The 13,733-nt window shown below is 34.4% G+C and carries 9 protein-coding genes; 7 read left to right on the top strand and 2 right to left on the bottom strand.

The genetic code is table 11. The annotated features are described in order from the left end of the window. Window positions 1–6 precede the first annotated feature (6 nt). The 4 genes from JO950_RS11370 to JO950_RS11355 all read left to right on the top strand — a co-directional run bounded on the left by JO950_RS11370 (window position 7) and on the right by JO950_RS11355 (window position 7,288). Window positions 7–1,086, top strand: coding sequence for a T9SS type A sorting domain-containing protein (locus JO950_RS11370; protein WP_202702750.1), 1,080 nt, complete (start codon window positions 7–9; stop codon window positions 1,084–1,086). 409 nt (window positions 1,087–1,495) lie between these two features. Further along, window positions 1,496–4,870, top strand: a complete 3,375-nt coding sequence (locus JO950_RS11365) for a TonB-dependent receptor (RefSeq protein ID WP_202702749.1) — start codon at window positions 1,496–1,498, stop codon at window positions 4,868–4,870. 11 nt (window positions 4,871–4,881) lie between these two features. Beyond that, complete coding sequence (locus JO950_RS11360; RefSeq protein ID WP_237732341.1) at window positions 4,882–6,279, top strand: RagB/SusD family nutrient uptake outer membrane protein; 1,398 nt, start codon at window positions 4,882–4,884, stop codon at window positions 6,277–6,279. A gap of 106 nt (window positions 6,280–6,385) precedes the next feature. Next, window positions 6,386–7,288 (top strand): glycerophosphodiester phosphodiesterase family protein, encoded by a 903-nt coding sequence (locus tag JO950_RS11355; RefSeq protein ID WP_237732340.1) that lies wholly within the window; start codon window positions 6,386–6,388, stop codon window positions 7,286–7,288. A gap of 169 nt (window positions 7,289–7,457) precedes the next feature. Here JO950_RS11355 and panD read toward each other — a convergent pair whose 3' ends face one another. Together panD and panC are read right to left on the bottom strand one after the other, a co-directional pair. Beyond that, complete coding sequence (gene panD / locus JO950_RS11350; protein ID WP_017495920.1) at window positions 7,458–7,808, bottom strand: aspartate 1-decarboxylase; 351 nt, start codon at window positions 7,806–7,808, stop codon at window positions 7,458–7,460. A 14-nt stretch (window positions 7,809–7,822) separates the two neighbouring features. Continuing rightward, entirely contained in the window at window positions 7,823–8,701 is an 879-nt protein-coding gene (panC, locus tag JO950_RS11345; protein ID WP_202702746.1) for a pantoate--beta-alanine ligase, read from the bottom strand. Between the two features lie 78 nt (window positions 8,702–8,779). On the opposite strand from panC, the gene JO950_RS11340 reads away from it, so the two are divergent. Genes JO950_RS11340 through glmS form a run of 3 tightly spaced genes read left to right on the top strand, consistent with a single transcriptional unit; the run spans window position 8,780 to window position 13,091 of the window. Next, the gene (locus JO950_RS11340; protein ID WP_017495922.1) at window positions 8,780–9,586 is read left to right on the top strand and encodes a glycogen/starch synthase; all 807 of its coding nucleotides are present in this window, start codon (window positions 8,780–8,782) and stop codon (window positions 9,584–9,586) included. Window positions 9,587–9,607: 21 nt separating this feature from the next. Beyond that, complete coding sequence (locus JO950_RS11335) at window positions 9,608–11,230, top strand: DUF4270 domain-containing protein (RefSeq protein ID WP_202702745.1); 1,623 nt, start codon at window positions 9,608–9,610, stop codon at window positions 11,228–11,230. 10 nt (window positions 11,231–11,240) lie between these two features. Further along, window positions 11,241–13,091 carry a glutamine--fructose-6-phosphate transaminase (isomerizing) gene (glmS, locus tag JO950_RS11330; protein WP_202702744.1) on the top strand — a complete coding sequence of 617 codons (1,851 nt, stop codon included), beginning with the start codon at window positions 11,241–11,243 and terminating at the stop codon, window positions 13,089–13,091. The last annotated feature ends 642 nt before the right edge of the window (window positions 13,092–13,733 follow it).

Genomic DNA, 13,733 nt, shown 5'->3' with positions numbered 1-13,733 from the left:
ACCGTTATGAAAAATATTTCTTTTTGTACTTTTTCGATAGGACAACTAAAACTTTTACCACTGCTATTGCTGCTAAATTTTAATGTGTCATTTTCTCAAGCAGGGCCTTATTCCTACTTTGCACCTTATGGGAATAATGTATTTACAAGCAAATCAGAAGCAGATCATAATTCGCAGGTTCTTATAGCGAATCAAATGGATAATTTATCACAAAGTAAAGATGGTCTGGTGATTATATGTGATTTTGAAGCTCCAAAGAATGGAGATCAATTATTAAGTTTTGAAAGCAGTAAAGGGCGATTTTTAGAAGTCTTCTATCAAAATCAAACCGTGATGCTTAGAAGATATCATGAAAATGGTACATATTACGATTATCTTTTATTTGATCCGTTATTTACTTTAAAAGACCAGACTCCTGTTGATGCAGTCTGGACAGTTCGATACTTTTTTACAGCCCGCTTTATGTGGATTGAAGTGCAAATAAAGCAAACTACAATTCCAATTAACACTCAGTATTTGTCAGCAACTTACTTTGGTTTGGATTACAAGTTCAATGATGCTAATTCTCCAATGAATGAATTTTTAAAGAGGACTTCTACCGCTAAAATTCGCGTAGGTTCTAATGCTAATAGTACAAAATTTAAAATACCGGGGATAGTTAAGATACATGAATTTAATTATTCAGAACTTAAAGATCATGTACAAACTCATTTTTCATATCCAAAAGAAGAAAATAAGACACAGAAAAAAAGAGAAGTTGCATCCACTCCTGAAGATAAGAATAATGAATTAGAAAAAGCAAAAACAGAGGGTCTAGAAACAAACAATGATTTTGAATTTAAAGTTTATCCAAACCCATCAAAAGACTATTTTAATATCGATATCAATTCAAATAGTAATCGTGAAATTCAAATTCAAATTTTTAATCTGCAAGGTAAGGAATTGTATTCTGAAGCCAAAAATCTAAATTTAGGCTATAACAAAATTACAATAAACCATAGCAATATTAGATCGGATAGCGATGTAATGTTTTTAAAAATAACGACAAAGGATAATACTTATTCTTATAAACTACTCGACAACTAATCAGTAAAAATACTTTCATATTTCTTAACCGCTTGTTTTACTATAATAGAAATTTAAGGCAGCAACTTTTAAAGAATTAGGTGTTTTAAAATTAATTATTTAACAGCTAATATTAGAAAAAACCGTTTCATCAAGTAAATCTGTGGTAGTAATAAAACAAGTTACAAATGAGATATGTAAAAGGATGTGATTTGAATTAACAATAAATAAAAGGATATTTTAAAAACAAAAAATATGGAGAAAAAAAGTAACAGTATTTTAAAAAGTTCAAAAAATCGAAAAATAACCATGTTTTCCGGTTCTATGTTTTTAACTGTCTAGCCAAGAAGTTCTGAAACAGGGTATAAAGATAAAAATTGTCTCTTCTTAAGGAATTAGTTATCCAAAAAAATAAATAAAAACCAATTTTATGAATGAAAAAATAAAGGTCACTTTGTTGACCATGATATTGTATTTCCTAAATCTAACGGGATATGCACAAGTTATGACTCTGAATTACAATGATGTAAGTGTTGGAAAAGCAATAGAAACCCTGAAGGAAAAAAGTGGATACTCTTTTGTTTTTGAATCGGGAGACTTTGATACAAGAAAGATAATTTCGATCAATGCAACAAATCAATCTATTGATGAGATTGTAAAACAAATTATTGTAGGACAGGAGGTTCAGTATGAGATTAAGGATAAAATTATTAGAATAAGAAAGCAAAATAGATTTATCCCTACAGCTACAAAAATTGAAAAAATTACAGGAATAATTACAGATAATAAAGGGCTTTTTATTGCCGGAGCAACAATTAAAAATAGGGAAACCAATAAAGCTACTATTTCTGATTCCGAAGGTAAATTTGATATAGAAGCTTCATTAGGAGATAAACTGGAGATTTCCTATATAAGTTACATTACTACATCAATTACAGTATCTGATAAAAGTATGGTTAGTATTATACTGCAGGAAGATTCTAAAGTTCTTGATGAAGTAATAGTTATTGGCTATGGGAAACAGTCAAAAACGAAGGTAATGGGGTCTTCTGTTCAGATTAAAGCAGAAGAACTTAATAAGGTTGCCGGAGCCAATTTTGTACAACAATTGAGTGGAAAAATGGCAGGAGTTCAAGTTAATGAAACATCAGGGCAACCGGGATCCTCTTCAAAGATAATTATTCGCGGTACAGGTACATTAACCGCAGGCTCTAATCCTCTTATTGTTGTAGATGGTGTTCCTCTTTCTGAGGGAGCAACATTAAACGCCATAAATTCCTATGATATCGAATCTATAAATGTTTTAAAGGATGCCGCTTCTGCTGCTATTTATGGATCAAGAGGGGCTAATGGAGTCATTCTGGTTTCTACAAAAAAAGGAAAAAAAGGAGCTCCAATAATATCATTTGATTATTATACCGGTATCCAAAGACAGGCTTCCGGAGTAGAAATAGTAAACGCAAATCAAGCGGCTCAATTTTTCAATGAAGCCAGAGATTGGGGGTATGTGTCTAAAAAACCTGACAGTCGAAGTGAAAATGACGATGAAGCTACAAGAATAGCAAAAGGCGCAGGTAAGCGTGAGCTTAGACTTAATTACCTGAAAAACCCCGGATTAGAAGGGTTAGCGAATACCAGTTGGATGGATGAAGTTTTTAGAGATGCGCCGATAACGAATTATTCACTTGGAGTTTCGGGAGGAAATGAAAAATCAAATTATTACATTTCCGGAAATTATTTCGAACAACCAGGAATTGTTATCGAAACAGATTATAAACGTTATACCTCTTCAATTCGGTTTAATACGGAATTATCAGATAAATTTAAATTTGGTATTAGCTTGAACCCTTCTTATTCGGTTCAGAATAAGTACAATCAGGATGATGGATTTAATACCAATCCTGTTCTCTCGCTTCTTATTTCCTATCCATTTTTTAGTCCTTATAATAAAGATGGTTCTTTAGCTATTGGCAATCAACTTGCTGCAAATGCTCCTCAAGATGGGGCTTTGGCAGAAAATCCGGTTGCGGTCATGAAACTAAATTCAAATGTAGAGAGGTATTTCAGGCTGTTTGGAAATGCTTTTGTTACCTATGATATTAGTGATGGGCTGCAATTTAAAACATTGTTTGGTGGAGACTATAGAAATATTTTAAACCAATTCTACAGTCCGTCTTCAGTAGGTTATTATAGAATGCCCGCTCCCAAGGCAGCTGTAGCTTCTGAGACGAATTCAACTGCAAAAAATATTATTACCGAGAATACATTAAACTATACTAAAAATTTTGGAAAGCATCAAATTGAGCTATTGGCAGGATATACGTACCAAAGAGAAGAAGGAAATTCATCAGATATTGTAGGTACAGGAATACCGGATGATAATCTTCCAAATATTGCGGGAGCCAGCGCCTTTAAGGTGACCAGTTCAAAAGATACATGGGTATTGATCTCCTACCTTGGCCGTGCTCAGTATTTTTATAAAGAAAAGTATCAACTCACAGGGACTTTGAGGCGTGATGGTTCCTCTCGTTTTGGTTCTAATTCAAAATGGGGACTTTTCCCTTCTGTAGCCGGAGGCTGGATAGTAAGTAAAGAAGCCTTTTTTCCTGAAACGACGATTTTTACTTTTGCTAAAATACGTGCCAGTTGGGGTAAAACGGGAAATAATCAAATTGGTTCTTATGGATCTATTCCGTTAGTAAATCCTCAAAATTATGTATATGGAAATGAATTAAATCCCGGATTTGCAACCACCAGTTCCCCTAATCCGAATTTATCATGGGAAACCAGAACGTCAACCAATTTAGGATTGGATTTAACTATCTATAGAAAATTTAATTTCACAGCTGATTTTTATTCGTCGATTACAAGTGATTTGCTTCTAAATGTGCCCGTACCGCAACAATCTGGATTTACAACTTCTACTCAAAATACGGGAGAATTAAAAAATTCGGGTTTTGAAATTTCATTTGAAGGAAACGGGATCAATCTGGGGCAAGTAAAATGGAATTTCGGAGGAAATATTTCAACCAATAAAAGTGAAGTGTTAAAACTGGGAAATAACCAGAATGAAATAATAACAGGTTATCAAGGATCTTACAGAACAAAGGTCGGAGGTCCAATTGCAGAACTTTATGGATATAATATTTTGGGAATTTATAAAACAAATGAGCAAATTGCGACAACACCCCATATGCCTGGCACCCTAACGGGAGACTATATTATGGAAGATATTAACAAGGATGGAATTATTAATGAGAAAGATAAAAAAGGCTTTGGAAGTTATGCTCCTAAGATTGCCTATGGTTTTAATTCTTCCTTTACTTATAAAGATTTTGAATTAAGCTTCTCTATAAACGGAATTCAGGGCAGAAAAAAATTCGCTAAAGAATTGGCCGTGTTTATGGAAGCAGGTGAAGGGTTTTCTATACCCAATACCTATTATTTTGAGAATAGATATCATCCTATTAATAATCCGGACGGTTTTTTGGGGCAACCCAATACGGGAAATTTCTCGTCAAACAGACAAGCTGCCAGAGGATCAAGCATTACTTTTACTAATGCGGACTATATAAGACTTCGAGATATACAAATAGCTTACAATCTGCCTAAGACAGCCATAAAAAAGATTGGTTTAACAAGGGCAAGAATTTACCTTTCGGGTAATAATCTGATAAATATTACGAAATACAGAGGTTTCAATTCTGAAGCAGAAACGGCTAATATTCTTGAAATGGGGTTTAATGATAATCGCATCTATCCTAATACAAAATCTGTAATTTTTGGAACTAACTTAACTTTTTAAAGATGGCTATTATGAAAAGAATAAAAATAATTGGTTTTTTCTGTCTGATGGCGCAGTTTTCCTGCACAGATGATTTATATCAAAATCCAATCACGTCAAAAGTGGCTACTAAATTTTATAGTACAGAAATCGAAATTGAAGAAGCCGTTAATGGTGTTTATGATGGATTACAATTAAATGGACTTTATGGACTAAATATGGTGGCATTGGGTGAGATTCCTTCAGACGCGACTTATGATGAAGTTCCATTAAATGATGACGGCACATTTGGCAAGTTGGATAATTTTAGTGTCACAAGTATTGTAGGTTCGATAAGCGAAACCTGGAGAGATTCTTATAAAACAATTCAACGCGCTAATGTGGTATTAAACAGAATTGAGAAGATCCCCTTTAAGGTTGCTGTTATCAGAGATAATCGGATAGGAGAAATGAAATTTATTCGTGCGCTTTTGTATTTCAACTTGGTAAGATTATATGGAGATGTGCCATTAGTCACTCAGGAAACGATAGATCCTAATAGTTATTTAGGACAGGGAAGAGCTTCGACCAAGGTTGTATATGATCAAATTATAAAAGACCTTACAGAAGCCGAAACCCTTTTACCTGTAAAGGCTGATAAAGCGGGCAAGGTAATTAAAACAGCTGCACAAGCTTTATTAGGAAAGGTCTATTTGACCTTGAACGATTTGCAAAATGCTAAAATATGGCTGCTAAAAGTTAAAGATTCTAATATTCATGATTTAGTGTCTATTGCAGACGTTTTTGATATTAACAAGGAAACAAATAAAGAAATATTATTTTCAGTTCAATTTGCTTCCGGCATAAATGGGAATAGTGAAGGAAGCAGTATGCAGCAAATATTTAGTCCTTCAGGAACAATATCGGGAGCAAAGGGACATAACCTTCCGACCAAAAATCTGTATAGTATGTATACAGCCGCAGATAACCGTAAAGGCAAGTATGTTGCTATAACAGCATCGGGAGTTCCTTTTTCTTTAAAACTTACTAAAAGCAGTACAGTTCCTGCGGATGGAGGAAGTAATGTAGTTGTGATTCGTTATGCAGATATTATCTTAATGTTGGCAGAAATAGAAAATGAACAAGGTAATATTACTTTGGCAAAGACTTACTTAAATTTAATAAGAACACGGGCAGGGCTTGCAAATATTTCTTCTGTAAATCAGGTAGATCTGAGAAGTGCTATTGACTTGGAACGAAAACTTGAATTGGTTGGAGAAGGAGATAGATGGTTTGACTTACTTCGCAAAGGAACGGCAATAACGGTAATGAATCAGTGGTTTAAAAGTGAAGGAATATTGATTACAATCGATAGTCATAATCTCTTAATGCCAATTCCTCTAACAGAGATAAATACAGATCCGGCTATCAAACAAAACCCAGGTTATTAGGCTTTAGTAAAAATCAGAAAAGAAGCATGAAAATTGTAATAAGCACCAAAACCATGCTTTTTTTCTGATCGTGAAATTTGTTTAAATCCAAACATAAAAAAGTAAAATGAAAAAAATACTCGTAACGATGGTATTGCTAATACTGTTTTTTGAAACTATTCAAGCTCAGACTCATGCAGATAAGCTCATTAGTGTTTTGCAAGATTCCAAGAGTAAATATGTTTTTGTAGCTGCGCATCGTGGAGACTGGAGAAATGCTCCTGAAAATTCTATAAGAGCGCTAAAAAAATGTATTGAGATGGGAGTTGACATCATGGAAACAGATGTCAGGCTTACAAAAGACAGTGTTTTAGTGTTAATGCACGATACTAGCATTGATCGTACCACGACTGGAAAAGGGAAATTATCGGATTATACTTATGATGAATTGCAGAAATTTTATCTTACCGGTGGTTTAAACAGAAAGACTTATGAAAGAATTCCAACTTTTGAAGAATTTATGCTTACCGCAAAAGGAAAGATACTAATAAATGTTGATAAGAGTTGGAAATATATGGACAAGGTTGTTGAAGTATTAAAGAAAACAGGAACACTTCGTCAGGCATTAATCAAAGGCGAAGATTCTTATGCTGAGGTTTATACTAAGTATGCTTCGCTAATAAATGATGTTTTTTATATTCCCATTATCAGAGAAGAACAGACGAACCTAAATACGTTTGTTGATGACTACCTCAATAAGACTCATCCTATTGCCTTTGAGGTACTGTATTCTTTTGAAAAATCACCTATGTTTGAACAAATAAAAAAGATAAAACAAAGAGGAACAGAAATTTGGGTGAATACCTTATGGGGCGAAATGTGTGCCGGTCATGAAGATGAACGTGCTATAGACTCGCCCGATACAAATTGGGGTTGGGTTATAGAGAATGGAGCTACAATGATACAAACTGACAGGCCAACAGAATTATTAGAATATTTAAAAAGAAAAAGACTGCATACATTAAATTAGCGAAATTCTTGGCAAAACAGGCACATTCAGAGGCTAAGTTAATTTTCGAGTAAAACAGTAAAAATGACCGATATTGAAAATCAAAACCGGTCATTTCTGTTTTTTATGGTTTTTTGAAGAATCTTTTTAGGCTACAAAAACAGATTCTTTTAAATTTTGAGAGAAAACCTTACGTTAACGAATTATCATTTTCATTTGGGAAAATGATCCATGGTTTGAACGTTTTAGCTTCTTCAAACTCCAGGGTAGCATAAGAGATGATAATGATAATGTCGTCTTTTTGAACCTTTCTCGCGGCAGGTCCGTTCAGGGTTATTTCTCCTGAATTTTTCTCTCCCTTGATTGCGTAAGTTTCAAAACGTTCGCCATTATTGATGTTTACAATTGCTACTTTTTCGCCTTCAATAATGTTTGAGGCTTCTAGTAAAGTTTCATCAATAGTAATGCTGCCAATATAATTTAAATCAGCGCCGGTCACTTTTACTCGATGAATTTTAGATTTTATAACTTGAATTTGCATGGTGCAAAGGTAAATTAATTTAATGAAATGGTGTCAATCAACCTGATAGAATTAACAAATACCGCTATAAAGGCACGGTAGTTTTTGTCTTTATTTTTATGTTCTATAGGTAATAATGTGGATTCGTCAGCAATGACGAAATATTCGAGTTCAAATCTTTCGTTGTCTTTGAAAGAATTTTCGACAAACTGAATCGTTTCTTCAGGAGTGCCTTTGTGAAATATTTCTTTTGCTTCAGTAAGTACTTTAAAAATTATAGCGGCTTCTTTGCGTTCCTCAGTAGTTAAGCGTTCGTTTCGGGAGCTCATGGCAAGTTGATTGTCTTCTCTGAAAATAGGACAGCCAACAACATTTACGGGTAAATGATTTTTTTCGACCATTTTTTTAACAATCTGTAGCTGCTGAAAATCTTTTTCTCCGAAGTAAGCATTGGTAGGAGTTACGATTTCGAACAAACGTTTTACGATGGTTCCGACTCCGTTAAAATGACCGGGTCTGAATTTTCCTTCCATCTGATTTTCTAAACCGTCAAAATCAAAAGCTTCAGAAACGGTATGTCCTTCGTAAATATCTTCTACGCTAGGAGCGTATAGAATTATTTTGTCGCTTAAACCTCTCATTTTCTTCACATCTTCTTCTAAAGTACGCGGGTATTTTTCGAGATCTTCGGGGTTGTTGAACTGAGTTGGGTTCACAAAAATACTTACAACGGTATCGTCATTTTCTTTCAGTGATCTTTGCATTAAAGCCAGATGCCCTTGGTGTAAAGCTCCCATTGTGGGTACAAATCCAATAGTCGAATTTGTGGTTTTGATAGTTTTTAAATAGGCTATCAAAGCTACTTTACCGTAGAAAATATGCATGGCAGTATTATTAAAATTTACTGCAAACATAATATATTAGTTAATAACTGCATAAAATTTTGTAATTTTGCAACGTTTTTATTACCAAAAATTAAGTAAAATACTATTATGAAAGATAAGAGGATATTATATGTATCATCTGAAGTCGTGCCTTATCTGGCTGAAAATGAGGTTTCTTTAATGTCTTATGACGTTCCGAAAATGATTAACGATCAAGGAGGTCAGATTAGAATTTTCATGCCAAGATATGGAAATATTAATGAGAGAAGACACCAGTTACACGAAGTAATTAGACTTTCAGGAATGAACTTGGTAGTGAATGACTTAGATATGCCATTGATTATTAAAGTTGCTTCCATTCCGAAAGAAAGAATTCAGGTTTACTTTATTGATAATGATGAATATTTTAAACGTAAAGCAACTTTTGCCGACGAAGACGGGGTTTTGTATCCTGATAATGACGAACGAGCTATCTTTTTTGCAAAAGGAGTTGTTGAAACTGTAAAAAAACTAAACTGGGTTCCGGATATTATCCATGTTCACGGTTGGTTGGCTTCGATGTTGCCTATTTACATGAAGCACTATTATAAAAATGAAGCTTTATTTTCTGAAACTAAGATCGTAACTTCGGTTTACGGACAATCTTTTGATGAAAATCTGGATTTAGAAATGATTAATAAAGTAAAATTTGACGGGGTTCCGCATGAATCAGTTGCTGATCTGGAAACGCCTAACTACGAAAATATCTTAAAAGCCAGTATATTGCATTCTGATGCCGTAATTATTGCTTCTGAGCATGTATCGCCAAGTTTAACAAAATTTATAGAATCTTCAGGAAAACCTTTTTTACCTTTCGCCACGAAAGATGCATTCGCTGAAGCGTATACAAATTTCTATAAAACAATGGGTCTCTAAATTTAAACTTTATTATTACACATGTACAATACTTCTTTTGTTAAGAAAATACTATTAGTTGCAACAGTTGTCCTTTTATATTCTTGCGATAAAGATTTTAATGCGATTGGTGATGGTTTGATCGGAGACGATCATTTTGGTCTGGAATCTGAAAAATATGAAGTTTTAGCTTATAATCAGGAAGTAACCCCAATCCAGTCAAACGGATCGGTAAATTATGGTTTAGGTATTTATGATAATGCAGTTTTTGGTAGTTCCGCTGCCAGTTTTGTGACTCAGGTTGGTTTGGATACGTATGCACCTACTATTGGTGATGCACCAGAAATCGTAAGTGTGGTGCTAAGTGTTCCTTATTTTAATCATGTAAAAACGGCAAACAGTGACGGAAGCAGAACTTTTGTACTGGATTCTATCTACGGAGCCTCTAATGGTAAAATTAAATTAGGGGTTTATGAGTCAGGGGTTCAGATGCGTAGTTCTTATTTTGATGGAGGTGCTCAATTTGCACAGTTGTATAATACAGATATGGATACAGATACAGGTGTGGATAGTTACATTAATTTTGATAAATCTAAAAAACCATATGTTGCTACTGGAAAGGCTTTAAATGACGATCCTAACATAGCACAAAATGATGAATTTTTCTTTAATGCGAGTGAGATCACAGATGTAAGTACAGATCCCACAACGGGTAAAGAAACAAGTACTAAAGTTGCCCCTGAAATGCGTTTGAACCTGAATAAAACCTTCTTCATGGATAAAATTCTTAAGGCTCCGGCTGCAAAATTGGCTTCTGCCGATGTTTTTCAGGAGTATTTTAGAGGATTATATTTTAAAGTAGAGCGTTCAGGTAGTAGTCCGGTTAATATGGCTTTGCTGAATTTTGCAACAAATGGTAAAATAACGATCAAGTACAAGGCTAAGACGGCTATAACAACAGACCCAGACACTACAATGGAGGATAAGACCTTAGTTATTAAGCTAACAGGTGCTTCGGCAAGTTTGCTTAAAGAAGCAAAAGACCCTGCTTATGCCAGTGCGATAGCAAATCCAAATAATAAGGCTGGAGACGACAGACTTTATTTAAAAGGAGGTCAGGGATCTTTAGCGGTATTAGAATTGAATGGTTTTGGAGCAAAATTAGATCAAATCAGAACCAATAAGTGGTTAGTGAATGAGGCTAATTTAGTTTTTTCTATTGATACAGATAAAATGACTGGGATTTATGAGCCTAAACGAATTTATTTGTACAACCTGGATGATAATGTGCCTATTGTAGATTACGTTTCTGATGCAACTTCTTCATCTAATCCGTTATTGAATAAGGCAATATATAGTGGGATTATTAATGTAGATCCTACAACCAAAAGAGGTACTACCTATAAAATTAGATTAACCAATCATATTCGTAATATGATTAAGAATGCAACTGTGAAAAACGTAAAGTTAGGTTTGGTGGTGACGGGTGATGCAAGCACAATAGCTTCTAACAAATTAAAACTAAAAAACAACGTTATCTCAGAGGCACCTAGAGCCTCAGTTATTAGTCCATTAGGGACGGTATTATTTGGAGGCACTTCAAGTGCAACTATTCCAAAAGGGAAGAAATTACAGCTTGAAGTTTACTACACGAAACCAAATTAATAATTAATATATGTGTGGAATTGTTGGATATATCGGTCATCGAGAGGCTTATCCTATTGTAATCAAAGGATTAAAGCGGCTCGAGTACAGAGGATATGACAGTGCCGGTGTTATGTTGTATAACACTGAATCAGGGATAAAACTTTGTAAAACAAAAGGGAAGGTTTCGGATCTTGAGGTTAAAGCCAAAGAGAACTTAGACGCAACCGGAAGCATAGGAATTGGACATACACGTTGGGCAACTCACGGAGTTCCAAATGATGTAAACTCACACCCACATCTCTCTAATTCAGGAGAGTTGGTTATAATTCATAATGGAATTATTGAGAATTATGCACCGCTAAAAGAAGAATTAAAAAAGAGAGGTTATACTTTTAAATCAGATACAGATACCGAAGTTTTAGTGAACTTAATTGAAGAAGTTCAGAAAAATGAAGGTTTGAAATTGGGTAAAGCAGTTCAGATAGCTTTAAATCAGGTAGTAGGAGCTTACGCAATTGCTGTTTTTGATAAAAAGAACCCAAATGAAATTGTAGCTGCCAGATTGGGTAGCCCATTGGCAATTGGTGTTGGAGAAGGAGAGTATTTTATTGCCTCTGATGCTTCGCCTTTTATTGAGTACACTTCAAATGCGATCTATCTTGAAGATGGTGAAATGGCAAACATTAGATTGCATAAGCCTCTTAAAGTGAGAAAAATCAAAGATGATTCATTAGTAGACCCTTACATTCAACAGCTTCAAATGAATTTGGAGCAAATTGAAAAAGGAGGGTACGATCATTTCATGCTAAAAGAAATCTACGAGCAGCCAAGTGTTATAAAAGACACGTACAGAGGAAGACTTCATGCCAATGAAGGAATCGTTCAGATGGCAGGTGTTGAAGATAATTTAGAGAAATTCTTAAATGCTAAACGTATTTTAATCGTTGCTTGTGGTACTTCATGGCATGCTGGTTTAGTAGCTGAGTACATCTTTGAAGAATTCACCCGTATTCCTGTTGAAGTAGAATATGCATCAGAGTTCAGATACCGTAATCCAATCATCAATAAAGACGATGTGGTAATTGCGATTTCTCAATCGGGAGAAACAGCTGATACTATGGCGGCTATTAAGTTGGCGAAAGAAAATGGAGCATTTGTTTTTGGTGTTTGTAATGTCGTAGGTTCTTCTATTTCAAGAGAAAGTCATGCAGGTGCTTATACGCATGCAGGACCAGAAATTGGAGTAGCATCGACTAAAGCCTTTACAACTCAAATTACGGTTTTAACCATGATCGCATTGCGATTAGGTAAAGCAAAAGGAACGTTGTCTAATACGGATTTTCATACCTACTTACAGGAATTAGAGATTATTCCTGAAAAAGTAGCAGAGGCGTTAGAAACTAACGACCGAGCAAAAGAAATTGCAGCAGCATTTAAAGATGCGCCAAATTGTTTGTACTTAGGACGTGGTTATAATTTCCCGGTAGCGCTGGAAGGAGCTTTAAAACTTAAAGAAATCTCTTATATCCATGCCGAAGGTTATCCTGCTGCCGAAATGAAACACGGGCCAATTGCTTTGATTGACGAGCACATGCCGGTTATCGTTATTGCACCTAAACAAGGACATTACGATAAAATTGTAAGTAACATTCAGGAGATCAAATCGCGTAGTGGTAAAATCATCGCGGTAGTTACTAAAGGGGATACACAAGTTCGCGAATTAGCGGATTATGTGATTGAGATCCCTGAGACTTCAGATGCATTGTCTCCACTGATCACAACCATACCTTTACAATTGCTTTCGTATTACATCGCAGTAATGAGAGGTTGTAATGTTGATCAGCCACGTAACCTGGCAAAATCAGTTACAGTAGAATAGAAATATTTATTTAAATATTTAGAAATGCGAGGCTCAGGCTTCGCATTTTTTTTTGTTATTTTTTTTCTGGTATAAATTCTTGTAGTTCTGTTTTTCTTATTGATTTGGTTTGTTTAAGATATTGTTGAGAGGCGATTGGATTGTTTTTTTCTACCGGCAATTATTTTAAAATTTAAATTTGTAGGTTTTGAAGTATTAATTTATATATTTGTAGGAAAATTTGTTATTTTTATTGATGTTTGGCAGATAGGCATTTTGTTCCTGAATAGAGATAGTTTTTTAGTGCGCCTGAATATTTGCGATTTTATTTTTTCGGTGATTCTAGTTATGAGGGATGATATCGTCGTATGCAATTACCGCTGTTCAATCGGTTTTTGAAAAAGCAAGAAGCTTTGATTGCTTGTACAGACTACATAGGAATTTGTAACTGATTTGAAAGAGGGATTGTGAAATAGCATTTGTTAAATCTTTGGAGATATTTGGGCTTGCCTTTTTAATTGTCATATTTTTTTTATCCTTGGTGTATTTTTATTAAATCCTCATTTTTTTGCTTTAAAATAATATGTACGCATAGTATTTAGGGTTTTACAAGTTTGATCTTTGAGTTTAATTTAATAAAATCAATTGTCAAATAGTTAATAT

Origin of the sequence: Flavobacterium sp. UGB4466 (genome assembly GCF_903469665.1) — a bacterium.
Taxonomy (GTDB): domain Bacteria; phylum Bacteroidota; class Bacteroidia; order Flavobacteriales; family Flavobacteriaceae; genus Flavobacterium; species Flavobacterium lipolyticum.
The sequence above is the reverse complement of the archived record's forward strand: the minus strand, read 5'-3'. Positions and strand labels throughout refer to the sequence as shown.

What these genes read in the sequence shown, in the direction of transcription:
- JO950_RS11370 (WP_202702750.1), top strand. Translation starts at nt 7, where the DNA reads ATGAAAAATATTTCTTTTTGTACTTTTTCGATAGGACAACTAAAACTT.
- JO950_RS11365 (WP_202702749.1), top strand. Translation starts at nt 1,496, where the DNA reads ATGAATGAAAAAATAAAGGTCACTTTGTTGACCATGATATTGTATTTC.
- JO950_RS11360 (WP_237732341.1), top strand. Translation starts at nt 4,882, where the DNA reads ATGAAAAGAATAAAAATAATTGGTTTTTTCTGTCTGATGGCGCAGTTT.
- JO950_RS11355 (WP_237732340.1), top strand. Translation starts at nt 6,386, where the DNA reads ATGAAAAAAATACTCGTAACGATGGTATTGCTAATACTGTTTTTTGAA.
- panD (WP_017495920.1), bottom strand. Translation starts at nt 7,808, where the DNA reads ATGCAAATTCAAGTTATAAAATCTAAAATTCATCGAGTAAAAGTGACC.
- panC (WP_202702746.1), bottom strand. Translation starts at nt 8,701, where the DNA reads ATGTTTGCAGTAAATTTTAATAATACTGCCATGCATATTTTCTACGGT.
- JO950_RS11340 (WP_017495922.1), top strand. Translation starts at nt 8,780, where the DNA reads ATGAAAGATAAGAGGATATTATATGTATCATCTGAAGTCGTGCCTTAT.
- JO950_RS11335 (WP_202702745.1), top strand. Translation starts at nt 9,608, where the DNA reads ATGTACAATACTTCTTTTGTTAAGAAAATACTATTAGTTGCAACAGTT.
- glmS (WP_202702744.1), top strand. Translation starts at nt 11,241, where the DNA reads ATGTGTGGAATTGTTGGATATATCGGTCATCGAGAGGCTTATCCTATT.